This window comes from Sphingobium sp., from assembly GCF_036170395.1.
Classification (GTDB): domain Bacteria; phylum Pseudomonadota; class Alphaproteobacteria; order Sphingomonadales; family Sphingomonadaceae; genus Sphingobium.
The window spans coordinates 65,749-87,106 of sequence record NZ_JAVHPD010000070.1; the positions used below are offsets into that span (position 1 = coordinate 65,749).

The following is a 21,358-nucleotide window of genomic DNA, read 5'->3' on the forward strand; positions in this document are numbered from 1 at the left end:
AGAAGCGAATGGCCTTTTTGGCCGCGATAACCCGTGTTCAAGGGGACGATGCCGGCACTCCATTTTTGGGGGTCCGCTGATGCACTGCCCGGATTTCAAGAATGACGATCGCGCCACCCGCATCTTCTGCGGGCTGCGGACGCGCTCGCCCGGCTGCGCGGCGCGATGGACCCGCATCATGCCGGAGTGGACCTGAAAGAAAGGCGCGCACGCAGGACAGGGGAACAGCAGCATGAGGGTCAAGGTCACAGCCGGTCAGTTACGGATCATCGCGGGGGTCAGCCTGAGCGCCCTCACCATCGGCAGCGCCGCTGCGCAAAATGCCAGCGATGCAGCGCCGCAGGGCGAGGAACCGCCCGCCGCCGAAATCGTCGTCATCGGATCGCAGATCAGGGGCGCGAACACGGCCGGGGCGCTGCCCGTCAACGTCGTTGGCGAACAGCAGATCGAAGCGGTCGCCGCCGTGTCCGGCGCGGACCTTTACCGCTCCATCCCGCAACTGGGCGGCGTGACCTTCAACGAACAAGTGTTGGGCGGCGGCAACGCCAATGCGGCGCGCGGCGACGTATCAACCGTGTCGCTGCGCGGCCTGGGGCAGGGCAATACGCTGCTGCTCATCAACGGCCGCCGCACCGTCCTCCACCCGACATCGCAGGCGATCACCGGCGTCATCGATTCGGGCGTCCCGACCTTCGGCTATAATTCCAACACCATCCCCGTCGGCAATATCGCGCGGGTCGAAGTGCTGCGCGACGGCGCGGCGGCGCTCTACGGGTCGGATGCCGTGGCGGGCGTGGTCAACAATGTGCTCAACAGCGATTACAAGGGCGCGCGGTTCGACATCCAATATGGCGGCGCGGAAGGCACGAACCTGCGCGAACTGGCGGTCAACGGCCTGGTCGGCACCAATTTCGCCGAAGGGCGCGGGAACATCACCCTGTTCGCAGGCTATGCCCGCAAATCGAAGCTCTACCTTGCCGACCAGGACTATACCGCCTTCGCCGATCGCCGGCGCTTCGTGGCCGGCACGTCCTTTGCCAATGTGAACGCCTTCAACGGCACAGGCACGGCGACGCCCTGGGGCACGTTCCGCGCGCTCAACGCGACGCCGAGCGCCAACGGCCTCGTCAGCTTCTTCAACCGCGCCATCACCAGCAACGGCACCGCCTTCACCAATGCATCGAGCCAGTGGCACATTCAGCCCAACGCCAACAGCGGCTGCCGCATCGCTTCGGGCACGCCGGGCATGTGCTATGACGACGGCAATGGCGTCACCGAAATGGCGACGGTCGATTCCAACCTGCGCTTCGATTCGCCCGGCACCTTCAAGGATCTGACGACACAGCCTTCGGTCCGCCGCATCAACCTGTTCGCCAACGCCCATTATGACCTGACCGACAACCTGACCCTGTTCGGCGAGGCGGGCTTCTATCGCGGGGTTACCCATGCGACGATCGGCGCGCCGGGATCGCTGGCGAACATTCCCATCACCGTCGCCGCCAACGCCTATTGGAACCCGCTGGGGCCGGTCGGCTCGCCCAATCGCCTGCCCGGCCTCTCCACCGCGCAGGTGCCGGCGACCGGCCTGCCGGTGCAGATCACCGCGCTCAGCTATGTCGATGTGGGATCGCGCCCGGTCGACGTCACCAACTATCAATATCGCTTCCTGGGGGGCCTGCGCGGCAGCGTGGGCGACTGGGATTTCGACACCGCCGCGCTCTACACCTGGGCGACGGCGTCCGACACGCAGCGGAATTTCTCCAACACGCTGCTGCAACAGGCGATCAACCGCACGACGCCCGACGCCTATAATCCCTTCAACGGCGGCTGCGTCGACGCGCCCTCGATCGGCGACTGCACCCCCAATGCGCAGGCGACGATCGACAGCTTCATGATCGACGCGACCCGCCGCACCCGCACCAGCCTGGCGCTCGGCGATTTCAAGATTTCCAACAACGCGCTGCTCGGCCTGTGGGGCGGCAACAGCATCGGCATCGCGGCGGGCATCGAATATCGCCGCGAAACCTATCACGACAATCGCTCCACCTATCAGGGCGGCGTCGCCGGGGTCGACACGACCTATACCGATGCGGTGACGGGCATTTTCTACGGTTCGGACCTGGGCGGCGCCAGCCCCTCGCCCGACGTGCGCGGCAAGCGCAACGTCAAGTCCGCCTATGCCGAACTCGCCATCCCGATCTTCAGCCCCGACATGGAAGTCCCCTTCTTCCGCAGCCTCGAATTCCAGCTTGCCGGCCGCTACGAGGATTATAGCGACGTGGGATCGGTGGCGAAGCCCAAGATCGCGGGATCATGGGAGCTGTTGCAGGGGATGCGCCTGCGCGGCTCCTGGTCGCAGGGCTTCCGCGCGCCCAACCTGGAGGTCATCAACACCTCGACCCTCGACCGCGTGAACCAGGGCATCGATTATGTCCTTTGCGAGGCCGACGTGCGCGCCGGCCGCATCGGCAATTTCTCGCAATGCGCGCGCAGCATCTCCGTCCTGCGGCGCAGCGGCGGCAACCCGAACCTGAAGCCCGAGGAATCGACGAGCTGGAGCTTCGGCGCGGTCTTCTCCCCGCCGCTGGGCGATGGCTGGGGCAAGGTCACCTTCACCGTCGACCGCTGGAAGATCCAGCAGAAGAATGTCGTCGGTCTGCTCGACTATCAGAATGCGCTGAACCTCGACTATCTGCTCCGCACCCAGGGCAGCACCAACCCCAATGTCGTGCGCCGTGCGCCCACGCAGACCGATATCGACCTTGCCGCCGGCACCGGCCTCGCGCCGGTGGGTGAGCTTCTCTATGTCGTCGCCAATTTCCAGAATCTGCTGCCGGTGACGGTGCAGGGCATCGATTTCGGCCTTGACTATTATCTGCCGACCGCCGCGCTCGGCACCTTCTCCTTGAACGTCAACGCCTCGCGCCTCATCAGCTATTATGTCGATGCGCCTGCCGCCGTGCAGCAGGTGATCGACGCGCAGGCGGCGGGCCAGATCAGCGCGTCGGTGCCGATCCAGGGCGGCGGCGACGTGATCGGCCGCGACGGCCAGCCGCGCTGGCGCATTTCCGCCACGCTGGACTGGACGATGGGGCCGGTCAAGATCGGCGCCTTCACCCAATTTGTCGACGATGTGTATGAAAATGCGGTGTTCGACGCCAGCAACACCAAGTTCGTGGTGAAGGGCCAGACGACCGTCAATCTCTACGCCCAATATACGTTCGAGAATGACGGTCCGCTCAACGGCACCTCGATCCAGGTGGGTGCGCGCAACATCTTCGACAAAGACCCGCCGCTGTCGTCGGCCGGCTATCTGTCGAGCGTCTACACGCCGCAGGCGCGCTACTGGTACACCAGCCTCAAGAAGAGCTTCTGAGCCAAGGGGGATGGCGCGCGCCCTCCCGCTCGTCGGACAAAAGGACGTCATGACCGACCGCGACTCACAACCCGGCACCGTTCACCGGCGCGAACTGCTGGCTGCGGGGATCGCGGGCGTTGGCCTTGCCGCCCTGCCGCGGTCGGGGCTCGCGCAGTCAGGCGCCCGGGCGCCCGATGCGCCACGATCGGGCGGGGCGAGCGTCGCCGCCCACCGCGTCGAAGTGCCGATGCCCCATGGCGGCGTCACAGCCGGCCATCCGCTCGCCGCGATGGCGGGCACGCGGATGCTGATGCAGGGCGGGACAGCCGCCGACGCGGCGGTCGCGGCGATGGCAGTCATGAACGTGGTCGAGCCCTGGGCATCGAGCGCGGGCGGCAACGGCTTCGCCACCTGCCTTGATCGCAGGAGCGGCGCGGTCCATGCGCTCGCCTTCACCGGCGGTGCGCCCCGCCTGCTCGATCCGAACGGCGATCCCGCCGCGATGGATCATGGCCCCAAGGCGCTGACGGTGCCGGGCGCGTTCGGCGGCTGGATCGCGCTCGCGCGCCGCTTCGGCAAGCTGCCGCTCTCGGTGCTGCTGGAGCCCGCGATCGGCTATGCGCGCGACGGCCATCCGCTCGATCCGTCGATCGCCCTGTTCATCGCCCGCGCGCAAAAGACGCTGGCGCTCTACCCGACAAGCGCCGCGATCTTCCTGCCCGGCGGAAAGCCGCCCGCGCCGCGCGCCATCTTCCGCAACCCCGATCTCGCGCGGACCTTCCAGTCGCTCGCCGACGCGGAGACGCAGGCCTTGAAGGGCGGGGCCGATCGCGACCGCGCGCTTCAGGCGGCCTATGACTATTTCTACTCGGGGCCGATCGCGCAGGAATTCGCGCGCTTCTCGGCAGCGACTGGCGGCTGGCTGCGGCTGGACGATCTCAAAAGCTATCAGCCGCGCTGGGACAAGCCGGTCACGACCAACTATCGGGGCCTCGACGTCTATTGCAGCCCGTTGACCTCGCGCACCGGCCTCGAAGTCTGCGAGCAATTGAACCTCGTCGAAGGGTTCGACCTCGCCGCCCTGCCGCCTGACGACCCGCGCCTCACCCATCTGCTGATCGAAGCGATCAAGGTCGCCAAGGCGGATGTCTATAAATATGCCGCCGATCCGCGCTTCAGCCGGACGCCTGTCGAAAGGCTGCTGTCCAAAGCCTGGGCCGCGCAGCGCCGCAAGCTAATCGATCCCGCCCGCGCCGGCCTTTATCCCGAAGGCGGCACGCCTGCGCTTGCGTCCTTGGCGCGCAGCCGGTTCGCGGCGCGAGACGATCGCGCCCGTCCCGGCGATACGACCAGCCTGTCCGCCGTCGACGCGGACGGCAACGCCATCGCGGTCACGACTACCATAGGCGGCGGCTTCGGCACCTTCCTTGTCATGGGTAGCACCGGCATCCTCTTCAACAACGGCCTGCGCCTGGGGTCCACCGCGCCCTATCCCGGCCATCCCAATAGGCGCGCGCCGGGCAAGGTGCCGCTGCTCGGCAATGGCCCGACGATCGTGCTGGAAAAGGGCCGGCTGAAACTCGTCTTCGGCTCGCCCGGCGGCGAGACGATCGGCCAGACCCAGTTCCAGTTCCTCGTCAACGCCATCGACCGGCAGATGCCGATCCAGGCGGCGATCGAAGCGCCGCGCTTCGCGCTCGACGCGGAACCCAATTTCTACCAGCCGGGCGCTGCGATCACCGTCCAGGCCGAAAGCCGCTTTGCGCCCGCCTCGCTGGAGGGCTTGCGAGCGATGCGCCACCGGATCGAACCGGTCGGCCCCTATGCGATCGGCAGCGTGCAGGGGATCATGGTCGATCCCTCGGGCGCGCGCATGGCCGGGGCCGACCCGCGCCGCATGGGCTACGCAGTCGGATATTAGGACAAGCGACAGGAGAGCAGGGCATGACCTGCAATATGAAATCGACCATTGCCGCATTGCTGCTCTGCGGCGCCCCGATCGCCCATGCCGCGCCGGCCAACCCGCCTCCGCCCGGCGGCGAAACGCCCGTCGCCTTCGATGTGCATGAAGGCACGTCGATGGCCGTATCGGTCTCCCCGGACGGCAAATGGCTCGCGGTCGATCTTCAGGGCAGCCTCTGGATCATCCCCGCAAAGGGGGGCAAGGCGGTGCGGATCACCGACTATTTCAACGACGCCCGCCAGCCGGTCTGGGCGCCCGATGGCAAGTCGCTCGCCTATTTCGCCTATCGCGAGGGCGGCTATGACCTCTGGACGGTGAAACCCGACGGCACCGACGCGCGCAAGCTGACCCAGGGCGCTTATGACGATCGCGAACCGGCCTTCTCGCCCGATGGCCGGACCATCGCCTTCTCCTCCGACCGCAGCGGCAATTACGACATCTGGACGCTCGATCTCGCCTCCGGCGCGATCAAGCAGGTCAGTAACAACCCGCGCGAGGACCGGATGCCGAGCTGGTCGCCGGACGGCGCGCGCATCGCCTATTCGGGCACGGACGGCGCAAAGACCGGCCTCTATGCAACGACGCTCGCCACCGGCGCGGAGAGTCCGTTGCGCGCGGTGGAGGGGCGGGTCGATGCGCCATCCTTCGGCCCCAAGGGCGAACTCGCCTATGTCGTGCAGGACGCGAAGGGCAGCCGGCTCGAAATCGACGGCACGCCGGTCAGCGGCGCGGAAAATGTCTTTCCGTTCCGCATCTCCTGGGGAAAGACCGGCTATTATTATGTCTCGGACGGCAACGTGCGTCATCGTGCCGGCACGAAGACGGCGACCATCCCCTTCTCCGCCACGCTCGAATATGTGAAGCCGAACTACACCCGCGCCAGGCGCGACTGGGACAGCGCGGCGCCGCGCAAGGCGCTCGGCATCGTTCACCCGACCATCTCGCCCGACGGCAGCCGCATCGCCTTCGTCGCGCTGGGCGATCTCTACCTGATGTCGTCCAAGGGCGGCGCGCCCGAAAATCTGACGAAGGACGGCGCGATGGACGCCGATCCCGCCTGGTCGCCTGACGGAAAGCAGATCGCCTACACCTCCGACAAGGGCGGCGGCCTGCCGCAACTCTGGATACGCGACCTTGCGACCGGCAAGGACCGCAAGCTCACTAATATCGACACCCAGCCGCTCGGCGCGGCCTGGTCGCCGGACGGCAGCCGCATCGCCTATATCGACGTCGACGGCCGCTGGGGCGTTGCGGGCGTGTGCATCATCGACGTCGCCACGGGCAAGATCACGCGCCTGCAAGGATCGCTCGGCCAGCCCGGCAGTCCCAGCTGGTCGGCGGACGGAAAATATGTCGCGATCAGCCTCTCCTACAAATATTCCAACAGCTTCCGCGAAGGCACCAACCAGGTCTATGTGATCCCCGCCGATGGCAAGGGCCAGCCCTTCTGGCAGATCCCGGAAGCCAATATGTCGATGGATACGCGCGGCGGCGGCGGCCCCACCTGGTCGCCCGACGGCACCAAGATGGCGGCGATCTACGAAGGGCTGCTGAAGGTCTGGCCGGTCGATCCCGGCGGCAAGCCGATGGGTCCGCCGCGCAGTTACAGCTCCGAAATCGCCTATTTCCCGACCTGGACGGCGGATTCCAGAACGATCCTTTATCAATCGGCCGACAAGCTCAAGACCGTCGATCTGGAAACCGGCAAGGTCGCCGACGTGCCGCTCGACCTCAGCTACACCCTCGCCAAGCCCAGCGGCCGCACCATCATCCATGTCAGCAATCTGGTCGATTCCGTCCGCGACGAAACCCAGCATGACAAGGATATCGTCGTCGATGGCAACCGCATCGTCGCGGTGCAGGATCATGATCCGGCGCTGCACACGACCGGCACGCTGGTCGACGGCACCGGCCTTACCGCCATCCCCGGCCTCATCGAACATCACAGCCATGTGCAGAAGGATTTCGGCGCGAACCAGCATAAGGCGTGGCTCGCCTACGGCATCACCACCGTCCGCGATCCGGGCGCGCAGGTCTATGACGGGCTGGAGGATCGCGAGGCGAGCGAGGCGGGCGTCCGCATCGGACCGCGCATCTACACCGGCTCTTCGCTGATGGAATGGCATCGCGTCTATTACAAGATGGGCATCGCCGTCTCCAGCCCCGCCCATCTGGAGCGGGAGCTGGAGCGCATCCGCCTGCTCAAATATGACCTGATGAAAAGCTATGTGCGGATGCCCGATCTCTACCAGCGGCGCATCGTGGAGGCGGCGCACTCGTTCGGCATTCCGGTATCGGGGCATGAAATCTACCCCGCCGCCTATAGCGGGGTCGATGCGACCGAGCATCTGGGCGCGACCAGCCGGCGCGGCTATTCGCCCAAACAGGGGCCTATGGGGATGGCCTATGAGGATGTGATCCAGCTGTTCGCGCGCAGCGGCCGCACGCTCACGCCGACGATGTTCGGATCGCTGACCGGCTATCTGGAAAAGCACCCCGCCTATCGCGACGATCCGCGCGTCAACCTCTACCCCGTCTGGGCGCAGAAATCGGTGCGGGAGACGGACGCGATGGCGACGCTGCTGCGCCCGCTGATGGGGGGAAGCCTCAAGTCGCTGAAGGCCATGTATGACGCCGGCACGCTGGTGACGGCGGGCACCGACACGATCATCGCCACCAACCTCCATTCGGAGATCGCCTCCTATGTCGATGCGGGGCTAACCCCGTTCCAGGCTCTCCAGACCGCGACGGTCAACAGCGCGAAGGCGCTGCTGCTCGACGCCGGCACGCTGGAGGCGGGCAAGCTCGCCGACATCGTGTTGCTGAACGGTGATCCCCGCGCCGACATCGCCAACACGTTCAACGTCGTGAAGGTCATGGCGAACGGGACGATGTTCGATGTGCAGGATATGCTGAAGCCATGAGGGACGCGCTGCGAACGGACATATAGACGAGGGACGGGGCGGCATTTGACTCGCCAGGGGCGGCAACGGCGGGAGACATATGGAATATGCCGGGATTGCGGATTATGGCGATCCGCCGGACCCGACGTTAGAGGATATTCCAGGTGGCCAAAGCCGCATCGACCAAGAACGACGCCGCGCGCAATTCGCGCGCGATCGAGGCGGAGGAGACGCGCTTCAACATATTGGAGGTCGCGACGGCGGAATTCGCCGACAAGGGGCTGAGCGGGGCGCGGATCGACGAGATCGCCGAACGCACCCATTCGTCTAAGAGGATGATCTATTATTATTTCGGCGGCAAGGAAGGCCTGTATCGCGCCGTGCTGGAGCGGGCCTACACTGCCGTCCGGGAAGTCGATGCCGACAATCAGCGCGATCGCCTGAAGCCCGACGAAGCGCTGCGCGACGTTGTCGGCGCGACGTTCGATTATCATAACCAGCATCCCGAATTCGTCCGCCTGGTGATGAACGAGAATATCCTCCGCGGCGCGCATGTCGGCGAAGTGCCGGGCATCAAGGAGCGCAACCGCAAGGTGATCGACCATCTGCGCGACATATTGGCGCGGGGCGTTGCGGCGGGGCATTTCCGGGAGGGAATCGACCCGGTCGAGCTGCACATGACCATCAGCGCGCTATGTTTTTACAATGTGTCGAACCGCTACACATTTTCGTTCGGATTTGAGCGCGACATGAGCTCCGCCAAGGCGCTTGCCCGTCGCCGCGCGAGCGTGATCGACGTGATCGAGAGCTGGTGCCGGCGCTGATTGCGCTTGCCGAGCGCTCCGTCCCCCGCTAGCAATGTACGAAACAGTTCGCTCACATTGGATCGAGCGGCAGGGAGAGAGATATGCGCAAGGCATTTCGCGTAGGCTTCGTCGGTGTCGGCCTTCTGCTTGCGCTTGCGGCGGCAAGCGGCGCGCGCGCGCAGGAGGCGGCGCCCGCGACATCGCCCGAACCGGCATTGGGCGATCCCATGCCCGACCGCATCCTGACCTTCGGCAATGGGGTGCGCGTCAGCACCGACATCCCCTTTTCCATCATCCCCGGCTATCGGCCGATCACGCTCGACCTCTACCGCCCCAGGGACGAGGGGACCAAGCCGCTGGTCATCTATGTCCATGGCGGGGGCTGGATGAACGGGCATACGCGCCAATCGGGCGCTTTCAGCGACTTCACCGCCGTTCTGTCGGAGCTTTCCGCGCGGGGCTATGTCGTGGCTTCGCTGGAATATCGCCTGTCGAGGGAGGCGCCGTTTCCGGCGGCGATCGATGATGTCCGGGCCGCCATCCGCTTTCTGAAGGCGAATGCCGCCCGTTATGGCATCGATCCGGCGAGGGTCGCGATCTGGGGCGGCTCGGCCGGCGGGCAGCTGGCGGCGCTGGCCGCGCTCGACTGCGGGCGCGGGGCGACGGGCGAGGACAAGAGCAATGCGAGCCAGAGCGATTGCGTGCAGGCGGGCGTCGGCTGGTATGGCGTCTATGATTTCGCGACCATGCCGCAATCCGCCATCCCGCGTGCCGAAAACGCCTATCTGGATTGCGAGAAGGGGCAATGCCCCGCCGATCGCATCGCCGCCGCAAGCCCCGTCGCGCATGTCGACGCCAAGGATCCGCCGATGCTGCTGATTCACGGGACGGACGACCGGACAGTGCCGGTCACGCAGTCGAAGGAACTGGCGGAGGCGCTTGGGGCAGCGAGGGCGCCGGTCACGCTGGAGATCATTCCCGATGTGGGGCATAGCTGGATCGGGGCGGACGCAGCGGCGACGCGGCAGGCCAGCTTGCGGGCGCTGAACCTTAGCTTCCGCTTCTTCGACACGCATCTGAAGGGCAGGCGCTGATGCGCCGGGCATGGATCGGCGCGCTGCTGCTGGCCGCAGCGTCGCCTGTGACAGCGCAGGTGGTCGAGCGCTCCGCCGGCGATCCGGTGCAGACGGACAAGGGGCGGATCGCCGGCAAGACATTGCCATCGGGGGTCAGAGCCTGGCTGGGCGTGCCGTTCGCCGCGCCGCCGGTGCGTGACCTGCGCTGGCGCGATCCGCAGCCCCATGCAGCCTGGCAACGCGTCTGGAACGCCGATCGTCCGGCGCCCGAATGTATCCAGCCGCTGCGCGGGCGAAACATCAATCACTATTTCGGCGAAGAAGCGACCAGCGAGGATTGCCTCTATCTCAACATCTGGACGCCCGAAGCCCCGCCGCCCAAGGGAGAGGCATATCCGGTCATCGTCTGGATTTATGGCGGTGGGTTCAACCTTGGCTCGGCGTCGATGGCGAATTATTCGGGCGAGTCGCTGGCGCGGAAGGGGGCGATCTATGTCGCCGTCGCCTATCGGCTGGGCGCGCTCGGCTTCCTGGCGCATCCGGGCCTGACGGCCGAAGGGGCCGGCCATTCGGGCAATTATGGCCTGAAGGACCAGATCGCGGCGCTGCGATGGATCCAGCGCAACATCCGCGCCTTTGGCGGCGATCCGGGCAATGTCACGATCGCGGGGCAATCCGCCGGTTCGATGTCGGTATCGCTGTTGCAGGCCAGCCCGGCCGCCAGCGGCCTGTTCCATCGCGTGATCGGGATGAGCGGCAGCGCGTTCGGCCCGATGATGACGCCCGCTCCACTCGGGCAAGCGGAAGAAGAGGGCATGGCGTTGCAGCGGGCGCTGGGCGCGACCTCTGTCGAGGACATGCGCGACATTCCGGCCGACAGGGTGATGGCGGCTGCGGCCCCCTTGCGTCGGCGTCCGATCGTGCTCGACGGGCAGGTGCTGACGTCGACGCCCGAGCAGATGTTCGCGCAGGGGCGGCAGAATGATGTGCCGGCGCTGATCGGCTTCACCCGGGACGAGTTTTTCCGCTCCATCGGCCCTGTGGGCAGCGTGGCCGACTATGAAGCCGCCGTGCGCGCTGCATTTGGCGAGCAGGCCGCCATCCTCTTGCAGGCCTATCCCGCAGACACCGCCGAGGAGGCGCGCCGGGCCGCGCGCGACATCGACCGGGACATGACGCTGGGGCTTCAGATGGCGGAGTGGGCCAAAGGCCAGGGCAGAGGCCGATCGCCGACATTCGCCTATCTCTTCGCGCGGACCCACCCCTATCGCCCCGGCGTCCGCTTCACCGATCATGATCCGGCGACGGTCGGCGCCTATCATACGGCGGACGTGCCCTATTGGCTGGGCACGCTGGACAGCCTCAATCGCTTTCGGGTCACGCGGGACTGGACAGCCTATGACCGGGCCTTGTCGAGCGACATGATGGATCATCTGCTCGCGTTCGCGCGGACGGGCAAGCCGGGCGCGGCGTGGCCGGCGCTGGATCTGGCGCGTCCGCGCCTTCATCTTTTCGGCAACGAGGCGCCGGCCGGAAGCGACGGGATGATCGACTGGCCCGGCTTTGCCATCCTGCCGGCCTTGCGCACCGCTGCGCCGCCGCAGGAGCGGCCAAGGGTGAGGGATTGAGCGCGATGCGGGACATGGACCGGCGGCAGGCGCTCAGGGCCGGGGCCGTCGCTGCCGTGGCGACAGCGATGCCCGTCGCTTATGCCAGAGCCGCCGGCGCGGACGAGCCGGGGCTTGCCTTCGTCTATGAGGCGCTGGTGACGCTGGAGCCGACGATCGAGGTCGGCGCGACCCCGCTTGGCGCCCGCCGTCGCGTGCCGATCATCGGCGGGTGGTTCAAGGGGCCGGACATAGCGGGCAAGGTGCTGGGCGGCGGCGCGGACTGGCAGTTGCAGCGCGCCGACAATTGGACCGTGATCGAGGCCGACTATATGATGCAGGCCGACGACGGCACGCTGATCCATGTCCGCAATGTCGGGCTGACGAACAGCCGAGTGCCGGGCGCCAAGCAGCGCTACCTCCGCACGATCCCGAGTTTCGAGGCGCCCGAGGGCCGCCATGGCTGGCTCAACCAGGCTGTGTTCGTCGGCACCATCGGCACGCCCCCTGCCGATGCGCCCAAGCCCGCGGTCGTCATTCGCGTCTATCGCGTGACATGAGGCAAGCCTTGTTTGCAGCGGCGCTGCTGCTGGGCGGCTGTGCCTTGCCGCGCGAGGGGATGCCGGAACAGGCGGCGCTTTCGTCCACCCAATTCGATTTCGTGACCGGCGTGAGCAAGCCTGAAGACCTGGCGCATATCCCAGGAACGCGATGGATCATCGCAAGCGGCTTCTCGACCGGCGCTGGTCTCAAAATCGTCGACAGTGTCGCGCGGCGCGCGGCGTTCTGGTTTACCGGGCGGGGAGATCAGATCGCGCATGATCGCCTTTATTCCGATTGCGACACCCCGCCCGACCCGGCTCTGTTCACCGCGCGCGGCATCAGCCTCCGGGTGACCGCGCCGGGCCACGCGCAACTGCTGGTCGTCAATCATGGCGGGCGCGAGGCCATCGAGCGGTTCGCGGTCGATTTTACCGATGCCGCCGCCCAGCCGCGCCTTCGCTGGCAGGGCTGTATGCCGATGCCCGAGGGGCATGTCGCCAATTCCGTCGCATCCTATAGCGACGGAACGGTGATCGTCACGGTGTTGACGCGGCCGGGGACGACGATCACGGATTTCGAGCTCGGCAGGGTCACGGGCGCAGTGTTTGAACGCGCGCCGGACGAGCGCGCGTTTCGCCTGCTTCCCGGCACCGAATTGCCCGGCAATAACGGCCTGGAAACGGCGAGGGACGACAGCGGCTTCTATGTCATCGCCTTCGGGCTGCGCCAGGTCGTCGCTTATGCGCGGCGGGACACGCGGCAGCCGCTCTGGCGGGTCGAAGCGACCGACTTCATGCCCGACAATATTCATTGGGATGGCGACAGGCTGCTGCTTGCCGGCATGGCGCGGGACGAACCGGGATGCGGCGGCGAGCGCAAGATCATCGATGGCGTGGCGGACGCCATGCTCTGCCATCGGGCCTGGCGAGTCGCGCAGCTCGATCCGGCCACGCGCCGCATGTCCGTGCTTGCGTCCGGGCCGGCGGACACGGTCTTCAACGGCCTGTCCGCCGCGGTGATCGTCGATGGCAGGCTGTGGCTGGGTTCCTATCAGGCCGACCGGATCGCCATTCTGAAATGATTGTATGAACTAGCTCGTACATAATGCTTGCTTAGACGGACGAATGGGGATAGGCGTGAGTCCGCAAGACCAGGCAAGCGACCGGGCGGCTTAGGATGGGGAGGATCGGGCCGACATGGGCCAGCGTTTCATTCATATTCTCAACGGGCCGAATCTGGACCTTTTGGGGGTGCGCGAACCGCATATCTACGGCCGTGACACGCTGGCCGACGTCGAAGCGGCCTGCCGCGCCGAATTGGACGGCAGCGGTGTCGACCTAGTCTTTCGCCAGTCGAACGCCGAACATGAGCTGGTCGAGTGGCTGCACGATGCGCGCATCGGCGCCTTCGGGATCGTCATAAACCCTGCCGCTTTCTCCTATGCCGGCTATTCGGTGCTCGATGCGCTCAAAATGTGCGACTGCCCGATCATCGAAGTGCATATGTCCAACATCCACCGGCGCGAGGAGGCGTGGCGCGCCCAGTCGATCATGACCCAATGGGTGACGGGGATCATCTCGGGCATGGGGATCGACGGCTATGTGCTGGCGGTGCGCCACCTGCTTCAGATCGACAGGCGGAACGCGGCATGACGGCCGAGACGGGGACTCATCGCCCGACGCGCGCGCGGCTGGGTGTTCTGGGGCTAATCAGCGTCGCTACGCTGCTCAACTATATGGACCGCGCCGTCATGGGCGTGGCCGCGCCATCGCTCACGGCGGAACTCGCGATTTCGCCGGAGATGATGGGCGTCATCTTCTCCGCCTTCTCCTGGACCTACGCGGCCGCCCAGATTCCGGGCGGTCTGATCCTCGACCGGCTGGGCGCGCGGATAACCTATGCCGGCTCGCTGATCCTCTGGTCCTTCTTCACCCTGCTCCACGGCATGGCGGCGAATGTGGCGATGCTGTTCGGCTTTCGTCTCGCGCTGGGGGTGGCGGAAGCGCCCTGCTATCCCTGCAACAGCCGCATCCTGAGCAGCTGGTTCCCGCAGCATGAACGCGCCCGGGCCAATTCGGTCTATGCCGTCGGGCAATATGCCGGCCTCGCCTTCTTCAGCCCGGTCCTGTTCTGGATCGTCGGCAGTTTCGGCTGGCGCGCGCTGTTCCTGATCGCCGGGGCGCTCGGGATGCTGTTCGGCCTCGTCATGTATGCGCGCTATCGCGATCCTGGCGACAGCCGCCGGGTGAACCAGGCGGAACTCGACCATATCCGGGCCGGCGGAGGGCTGACCGCAGACGGCCCTGCCGGGAAGGCGGCCTTTTCTTGGTCGAATGTCGGCAAGCTCCTGTCGCAGCGCCAGATATTGGGCGCGTCGATCGGCCAGTTCTGCGGCAATTCGACGCTGGTCTTTTTCCTGACCTGGTTTCCGACCTATCTCGCTACCGAGCGGGGCATGGATTGGCTGAAGTCGGGGACGTTCGCGGTGCTGCCCTATATCGCCGCATCGGTCGGCGTCCTCCTGGGAGGGCAGATCTCGGATATGCTCATTCGCCGCACCGGATCGGCCAATGTGGGACGAAAGCTGCCCATCGTCGCGGGATTGCTGCTCGCATCGACGATCATTCTCGCCAATTTCGTGACGAGCAACACGGTGGTGATCGCGATCATGTCGATCGCCTTCTTTGGGCAGGGCATGGTCAATCTCGGCTGGACGCTGATTTCCGATGTCGCGCCGCGCCAGTTCGTCGGCTTGACCGGCGGCGTGTTCAACCTGTGCGCGAACCTCGCCGGGATCGTGACGCCGATCGTCGTCGGTCTGATCGTCGGCCAGACCGGCTCCTTCTACGGCGCTCTCGCCTTCATCGGCATACTCGCGCTGGTGGGAGCGGCGGCCTATGTCTTCATCGTCGGTGACGTGCGGCGGGTGGAACTGGATTGATGCAAAGCCGCGCACATGGTTGTGTGTCATTGTTAACGAACTAGTTAGTAAAAAAGGGAGGATGGGATGAGATCAGAGTTTAAGCTGTGCCTGCGGCTTGGGGGATCGCTCGTCGCGCTGGCGCTGGGCGTGGGGGCGAGCGCCGCGCGCGCGCAGGATACGGCCCCGGCGGAGGCGGCCTCGACCGCGCTGGCGCCCCCGGCCGCCTCAGCGGCAGAACCCGGCGCCGATATCGTCGTCACCGGATCGCTGATCGCGCGGCCCAACAGTGTCGCCGTCAGTCCGATCGTCACTGTGTCCGACGAGCTTGTCCAGCAGAGCGGACAGATTACGCTGGAGGACTCGCTCAATCAGCTGCCCGGCTTCACGCCGTCGGGCAACGCAGGAACGGGCGGGCAGGGCGCGGGCGGACGCGCTACGCTGAACCTGCGCGCGCTGGGGTCCAACCGCAACCTCATCCTGCTCGACGGCCGCCGTCTGCCCTTGTCCGACATCAACGGCAATGTCGATATCAACATCCTGCCGGAATCGATCATCGGATCGGTCGATGTCATCACCGGCGGCGCGTCCGCCATTTACGGGTCGGACGCCATGTCCGGCGTCGTCAATTTCAAGACCGACCGATATTTCGACGGCGTGCGGGCCGACATTCAGAACGGCAACAGCTTCCGTGGCGACTATGGCAAGTTCAACGCCTCGCTCGCGCTCGGCACGAAATTCGCGAACGATCGGGGTCGATTGATGCTGGCGCTGAGCTATGCGGATCGCGATCCGCTCTCCGGGGCGCAGCGCGGCTTCTTCGCGGACAAGGTGCCCTCCTCCTTCATCGGAACGGGCGCATTCGTGCCCAATGCGCTCAACCTGCCAAGCCAGGCGGCGCTCAACGGCGTGTTCGCCCGCTACGGCGTGACGACGCCGATCAACCGGACGCTCAATCTGGGCTTCAACGACAATGGATCGCTGTTCGTGCAGACAGGCGCGATCAACTATCAGGGGCCGCGCACGGACGCCTATGCCGTGGTCGGCGGCAATGTGCGGATGCCGGTCGGGCCGCAGCTTCAAATCCTCAATGCGTTTGAACGCAAGTCCGCCTTTGCCAAGGGCGAGTTCGATCTGACCGAATCGCTCACCGCCTACGGCCAGTTCCTGTACGTCGATACGACCGTGACGACGGAAAGCGGCAGCAGCCTGACGCAATTTGCGCCGTTCACGACGATTCCCGTCACCAACCCCTTCATCCCCGCCGACCTTCGCACCCTCCTCGCGTCCCGCCCCAACCCGGCAGAGCCGTTCCGCTGGAGCGCGCGCTATGTCGGCATCGGCGACAAGGGATGGGACGAAAATTACCGGGTCCAGCAATATCTGGGCGGCCTGAAAGGCACGATTACCGGCGGGTGGAAGTTCGATGCGTTCGTGGCGTGGGACGAAACGGTGCACGACCAGTCGATGTTCAACGCCGTGCTGAAAAATCGCGTGCAGACCCTGCTCAACGCGGCGGACGGCGGCGCGTCCCTGTGCGCGGGCGGCTTCAACCCGTTCAGCATCGCCAACGCGACACGGCTGTCGCAGGCGTGCCAGGATTATGTGACCGCCACCGTTAACAGCCGCGAGCGATTGACCCAGACGCAGGCGCAGGCGCAGGTGAACGGGCCGCTGTTCGATCTGCCGGCCGGACCGGTGCAGCTGGCGCTGCTCGCCGGCTATCGCAAAAACAGCTATCGTTATGATCCCAGTCCCGATCTGGTGTCGAGCAATGTCGAGGCCGTCGTGGGATCAAACCCGGCGCGCGGCGAGATCAGCGTCAAGGAATTCGCCGCGCAGATCGACGTGCCTGTGCTGTCGGACACGCCCTTCTTCCACGAACTGGGGGTCGGCGCGGCGTTCCGCTATTCCGACTATAAGCCGACGGGCAGCGTCAAAAGCTACGAATTTGACGGGCGGTGGCAGCCTGTCGAAGCGCTGCTGATCCGGGGAAGCTACCAGCGGGCGGTGCGCGCGCCCAATATCGGCGAACTGTTCTCCCCCGTCACCGGAACGCAGCTGGCGATCGGAACGCCGCCTGCCGCAATCGGCGATCCGTGCGACATACGATCGTCGGCGCGAACCGGGGCCAATGGCGGGCAGGTCCGCACGCTCTGCCTGGCGCAGGGGATACCGGCCGCGGCGATCGACGCCTATCAGTTCGCGACCACGGCGACCGGCGGCAATATCCAGGGCAATAGCGGCCTGACGCCCGAAAAGGCGAACACCTACAATATCGGCTTCGTGTTCAATCCCAAGGCGTCCTCGCCATGGCTGTCGGGCTTCTCGCTGTCGGTGGATTATTACAACATCAAGATCCGCAACGTGATTTCGACCATCAACGGCCTGACGGTGCTGGCGAAATGCTATAATCTCGACGGGTCGAACAGCAGCTATTCCAACGCCAACGAGTTCTGCCAGCTGATCCAGCGCGATCCGACCGGGCAGCTGGTCGCTATCGCGCAGCCTTATCTCAACCTCGGCGCGCTCGATACCGACGGCATCGACGTTCAGCTGAACTGGTCGCTGAAGCTTTCCGAAGCGGGGCTGGGCGACGGATCGGGGCGCATCTATGCCTCGTCGGCGATCGGATGGCTCAACCATTATAAGGTGCAGACGCTGCCGGGCACGGCCTCGCAGGACTTTGTGGGCACCAGCACCATCGGGCGTCCTCTGCCCCGCTGGAAGGCGCTGACGACGCTGGGCTATGGTTCGGATGTTTTCGGCATGGGCGTGCGCTGGCGCTATCAGGGCAAGATGCGCGACATCAGTGCGATCACCACGCCCGCCGCAGAGCAGGTCGGGGTGAAGGCCTATAATCTGTTCGACCTGTTTTCGACGGTCGACGTGACGGAGAATGTCCAGCTGCGGGCGGGGATCACCAACCTGTTCGACAAGGGCATCCCGTTCGTCGCCAGCTCCCAGAACGGCACCGATCCCGGGACATACGACATGGTCGGCCGGTCCTTCTATGTCGGCGCGAAGTTCGACTTCTGAGCAAGAGCCGCCTCCGTCATTGGACGGGGGCGGCCTTCCCATCCTCCAGCGGATATGACGATCTTGACCCAAGTCCTTCCTGCCGCCCGATATTTGACCGGCCTTATCGGGCGTGATATTCAGGGCTCGCTTTCGCCGCGGCTGCACGAGAGCGAAGCGGATGCGCAGCATATCCGCCTGATCTATCGCCTGTTCGACCTGGCCGCCGAAGGCAAGGATGGCGATTATCTGCCGGAATTGCTCGATGCATTGCAGACGAGCGGCTTTTCAGGGGTCAACATTACCCATCCCTACAAGCAGGCCGTGATCCCGCACCTGGACGAACTATCGCCGGAGGCCCGGCAGATCGGCTCGGTCAATACGGTGGCGTTCCGCGCGGGACGGCGACTGGGCTTCAACACGGATGTCAGCGGGTTCATGCACAATCTGCGGTCCGGGCTGCCGATGGCGGGCATGGATAGCGTGGTGCAAATGGGCGCGGGCGGCGCCGGCGCGGCCACGGCGCATGGACTGTTGCAGATGGGAACGCAGGCGCTGGTGCTGTTCGACCCGGACGAGGACCGCGCGACCGCGCTCTGCGCCTCGCTTTGCACCATATTCGGTCCCGGCCGCGCTGTCGTGGGCCGCGACCTCAGGGCTATGATCGATAAGGCCGACGGGCTGGTCAATGCGACCCCCATCGGCATGGCGGGCTATGCGGGAACGCCCGTGCCGCAGGCGTTCCTCCGCCCCGCCCTCTGGGTGACCGACATCGTTTACTTCCCACTGGAAACGCAATTGCTGCGCGAGGCGCGTCAGGTCGGCTGCACCACGCTCGATGGCAGCGGCATGACGGTGTTCCAGGCGGCGGGCGCTTTCGAGCATTTCACCGGCAGGGTCGCAGACAGCGCGCGCATGGCGGCAAATTTCAGGGCTGCTCTGGTGTCCGGGGACGACAGGGAGGGCAGGGCTGGATGACCTATGCGATCGCCACCGTATCCTTGAGCGGTACGCTGGAGGAAAAGCTGCGCGCGGCGGCGGCGGCGGGCTTCGATGGCGTCGAGATATTCGAGAATGATCTGATCGCCTGCCCCCTGCGCCCCAGGGAGGTGCGTGCGCTGCTCGACGACCTTGGCCTTGCCTGCCTGCTCTATCAGCCGTTCCGGGACTTTGAAGGGATGCCGGGGTCGCTGCGCCAGCGCGCGCTCGACCGGGCGGAGGCGAAGTTCGACCTTATGGGCGAACTGGGCGTGAACCGCATCCTGGTCTGCTCCAATTGCGCGCCGCAAGCATTGGGCGAACGCAGCCGGATCGTCGCCGATCTGCGGGAACTGGGCGAACGCGCCGAACGGCGCGGGATCATCGTCGGTTATGAGGCGCTCGCCTGGGGCCGCCATGTCTTTGACCATCGCGATGCCTGGGCGATCGTGGAGGAGGTGGACCATCCCGCGATCGGCATCCTGCTCGACAGCTTCCATTCGCTCTCGCGCGGCATAGCGAGCGAGAGCATTCGCGCCATTCCCGGCAGCAAGATCGCCTTCGTGCAATTGGCCGACGCGCCGAGGCTGGACATGGACTTGCTATACTGGAGCCGGCACTTCAGGAATTTTCCCGGACAGGGCGGGCTGCCGGTCAACGACTTTGTCGCCGAAATCCGCCGCACCGGATATGATGGGCCGCTCAGCCTGGAAATCTTCAACGACCGGTTTCGGGGCTGGTCGGCCGACCTGATCGCGCAGGATGGGCTAAGGTCGCTCCGCCATGTCGAGGATGCGGCCTGCCGGTTGCTGGGCCGCCCCGCCGCCGCACCGCCGCCCCCCGCCAACCCGCGGCCCGAATTCATCGAATTTGCCGTCGAGGACCGCGATGTCGCCGATCTGGAAACCATGTTCCGCTCGCTCGGCTTTGTCCGCACCGGGACGCACCGGACCAAGGCCGTGACGCGGTGGCAGTCGGGCGCCGTGAACCTTGTCATCAACGCCGAACCGCAGGGGTTCGGCCATAGCTTCGCCGTGACCCACGGCCCGTCCATCTGCGCGGTCGGGCTGGTGGTGCAGGATCGCGACGCCGTGGCGAAGCGAGCCGAGCATCTCGGCATCAAAGCCGTCGGCGAAAAGGACGCGCCCGGCAATCTCGCTCTGCCGGCGCTGCGCGGCATTGGCGGCAGCATCATCTATGTCATCGGCGAAGATGAGGTGGCGGCGATGTGGGACGCCGAGTTTGCGCCCACAGGAGCGCCGCACGATGCCCGCGACCTGACGATAGACCATCTGGCGGCCGTCGTTCGCATCGAGGAATATCTGTCCTGGCAACTATATTGGCGGTCGCTGTTCGGACTCGATCACGGCGCGCAGGCGGACGTCATCGACCCGTCCGGGCTGGTCCTGAGCCAACCGCTGCAAACCGCGGACGGCGCTCTGCGCATCACGCTCAATGCGTCGGAGGCCGCCCGCACGTTGTCATCCCGCTTCGTCGAGCAAAATTTCGGCGGCGGCTATCAGCATATCGCCTTTGCCACCAAAGACCTGGTCAAAAAGGCCGAGGAACTCCAGCGAAGCGGGGCGCGGATTTTGGAGGTCAGCGGCAATTATTATGACGATCTTCGCGCTCGCTTCGGCCTCGATCCCAAGGCGGTGAGCGCGATGGAACATGCCCATCTGCTTTACGATCAGAACGACGGCGGAGAATATCGACAGCTCTACAGCCGCGCATTCCAGAAGCGCTTCTTCTTCGAATTCGTCGAGAGGACGGGGTATGAAGGCTATGGCGCACCCAATGCCGGAGTCCGGCTGGCGGCGCAGGAGCGGTTCAAGCAGACGCATTGAGGGAAGGGGCAATCAGCCGGCGCGCGCGCCGTTGCACTTGCCGTCCCCTCCGCCGGTAGCGCCTGTTCACGATGGCTTCGAGGTTGAGCCAGCGGGCGCTCAAGCCGGTGATGCGTGACATCGCAGCAATGTATTGGTTTCGCAGCGGCGGCTGATCCCACGGGGGCGCAGCACGCATAATTGCGTTTGGCGCGTCGCCGGCATGGAACCGGCGCCGATCCTTTGGAGCACCCCGCAGACATCTTTAGTGCCGCCCGCTCGCCAAGGGTGCGACGCCGTGCGCATGCCAGCAGAATGATGCTTATTGGCTGCACTCCAAAAAGCTGTTGATCTCAAAAT

At 65.6% G+C, this 21,358-nt stretch carries 13 protein-coding genes; all 13 read left to right on the forward strand.

Annotated elements, in window-relative coordinates:
* Positions 1 to 232: 232 nt before the first annotated feature.
* Positions 233 to 3,376, forward strand: a complete 3,144-nt coding sequence (locus V2B31_RS17455) for a TonB-dependent receptor domain-containing protein (RefSeq protein WP_328280894.1) — start codon at positions 233 to 235, stop codon at positions 3,374 to 3,376.
* Between the two features lie 49 nt (positions 3,377 to 3,425).
* Positions 3,426 to 5,279: a gamma-glutamyltransferase family protein gene (locus V2B31_RS17460; RefSeq protein ID WP_328280896.1), complete on the forward strand. Its 1,854-nt coding sequence runs from the start codon at positions 3,426 to 3,428 to the stop codon at positions 5,277 to 5,279.
* 23 nt (positions 5,280 to 5,302) lie between these two features.
* Positions 5,303 to 8,245 (forward strand): amidohydrolase family protein, encoded by a 2,943-nt coding sequence (locus V2B31_RS17465; RefSeq protein ID WP_328280897.1) that lies wholly within the window; start codon positions 5,303 to 5,305, stop codon positions 8,243 to 8,245.
* Between the two features lie 143 nt (positions 8,246 to 8,388).
* Positions 8,389 to 9,048, forward strand: coding sequence for a TetR/AcrR family transcriptional regulator (locus V2B31_RS17470; protein WP_328280899.1), 660 nt, complete (start codon positions 8,389 to 8,391; stop codon positions 9,046 to 9,048).
* A gap of 83 nt (positions 9,049 to 9,131) precedes the next feature.
* Positions 9,132 to 10,124 (forward strand): alpha/beta hydrolase, encoded by a 993-nt coding sequence (locus tag V2B31_RS17475; RefSeq protein WP_328280900.1) that lies wholly within the window; start codon positions 9,132 to 9,134, stop codon positions 10,122 to 10,124.
* Entirely contained in the window at positions 10,124 to 11,734 is a 1,611-nt protein-coding gene (locus V2B31_RS17480; RefSeq protein ID WP_328280902.1) for a carboxylesterase/lipase family protein, read from the forward strand. Before V2B31_RS17475 ends, V2B31_RS17480 begins: the two co-directional genes overlap by 1 nt.
* 5 nt (positions 11,735 to 11,739) lie before the next feature.
* Positions 11,740 to 12,273, forward strand: coding sequence for a DUF3237 domain-containing protein (locus V2B31_RS17485; RefSeq protein ID WP_328281074.1), 534 nt, complete (start codon positions 11,740 to 11,742; stop codon positions 12,271 to 12,273).
* Positions 12,270 to 13,337 carry a hypothetical protein gene (locus tag V2B31_RS17490; protein WP_328280904.1) on the forward strand — a complete coding sequence of 356 codons (1,068 nt, stop codon included), beginning with the start codon at positions 12,270 to 12,272 and terminating at the stop codon, positions 13,335 to 13,337. Before V2B31_RS17485 ends, V2B31_RS17490 begins: the two co-directional genes overlap by 4 nt.
* A gap of 115 nt (positions 13,338 to 13,452) precedes the next feature.
* Positions 13,453 to 13,908, forward strand: coding sequence for a type II 3-dehydroquinate dehydratase (locus V2B31_RS17495; RefSeq protein WP_328280906.1), 456 nt, complete (start codon positions 13,453 to 13,455; stop codon positions 13,906 to 13,908).
* On the forward strand, positions 13,905 to 15,197 hold the full coding sequence (locus V2B31_RS17500) for an MFS transporter (protein WP_328280908.1): 1,293 nt from the start codon (positions 13,905 to 13,907) through the stop codon (positions 15,195 to 15,197). The genes V2B31_RS17495 and V2B31_RS17500 overlap by 4 nt, the downstream gene beginning before the upstream one ends.
* A gap of 66 nt (positions 15,198 to 15,263) precedes the next feature.
* Positions 15,264 to 18,215: a TonB-dependent receptor domain-containing protein gene (locus V2B31_RS17505; RefSeq protein ID WP_328280910.1), complete on the forward strand. Its 2,952-nt coding sequence runs from the start codon at positions 15,264 to 15,266 to the stop codon at positions 18,213 to 18,215.
* Positions 18,216 to 18,278: 63 nt separating this feature from the next.
* The gene (locus V2B31_RS17510) at positions 18,279 to 19,172 is read left to right on the forward strand and encodes a shikimate dehydrogenase (RefSeq protein ID WP_328280912.1); all 894 of its coding nucleotides are present in this window, start codon (positions 18,279 to 18,281) and stop codon (positions 19,170 to 19,172) included.
* On the forward strand, positions 19,169 to 21,019 hold the full coding sequence (locus V2B31_RS17515; RefSeq protein ID WP_328280914.1) for a bifunctional sugar phosphate isomerase/epimerase/4-hydroxyphenylpyruvate dioxygenase family protein: 1,851 nt from the start codon (positions 19,169 to 19,171) through the stop codon (positions 21,017 to 21,019). Before V2B31_RS17510 ends, V2B31_RS17515 begins: the two co-directional genes overlap by 4 nt.
* Positions 21,020 to 21,358 lie beyond the last annotated feature (339 nt).

Excerpts from the sequence above, each read along its gene's own strand:
- V2B31_RS17495 (WP_328280906.1), top strand. The coding sequence starts at position 13,453 with ATGGGCCAGCGTTTCATTCATATTCTCAACGGGCCGAATCTGGACCTT.
- V2B31_RS17490 (WP_328280904.1), top strand. The coding sequence starts at position 12,270 with ATGAGGCAAGCCTTGTTTGCAGCGGCGCTGCTGCTGGGCGGCTGTGCC.
- V2B31_RS17505 (WP_328280910.1), top strand. The coding sequence starts at position 15,264 with ATGAGATCAGAGTTTAAGCTGTGCCTGCGGCTTGGGGGATCGCTCGTC.
- V2B31_RS17460 (WP_328280896.1), top strand. The coding sequence starts at position 3,426 with ATGACCGACCGCGACTCACAACCCGGCACCGTTCACCGGCGCGAACTG.
- V2B31_RS17500 (WP_328280908.1), top strand. The coding sequence starts at position 13,905 with ATGACGGCCGAGACGGGGACTCATCGCCCGACGCGCGCGCGGCTGGGT.
- V2B31_RS17455 (WP_328280894.1), top strand. The coding sequence starts at position 233 with ATGAGGGTCAAGGTCACAGCCGGTCAGTTACGGATCATCGCGGGGGTC.
- V2B31_RS17475 (WP_328280900.1), top strand. The coding sequence starts at position 9,132 with ATGCGCAAGGCATTTCGCGTAGGCTTCGTCGGTGTCGGCCTTCTGCTT.
- V2B31_RS17465 (WP_328280897.1), top strand. The coding sequence starts at position 5,303 with ATGACCTGCAATATGAAATCGACCATTGCCGCATTGCTGCTCTGCGGC.
- V2B31_RS17480 (WP_328280902.1), top strand. The coding sequence starts at position 10,124 with ATGCGCCGGGCATGGATCGGCGCGCTGCTGCTGGCCGCAGCGTCGCCT.
- V2B31_RS17515 (WP_328280914.1), top strand. The coding sequence starts at position 19,169 with ATGACCTATGCGATCGCCACCGTATCCTTGAGCGGTACGCTGGAGGAA.
- V2B31_RS17485 (WP_328281074.1), top strand. The coding sequence starts at position 11,740 with ATGCGGGACATGGACCGGCGGCAGGCGCTCAGGGCCGGGGCCGTCGCT.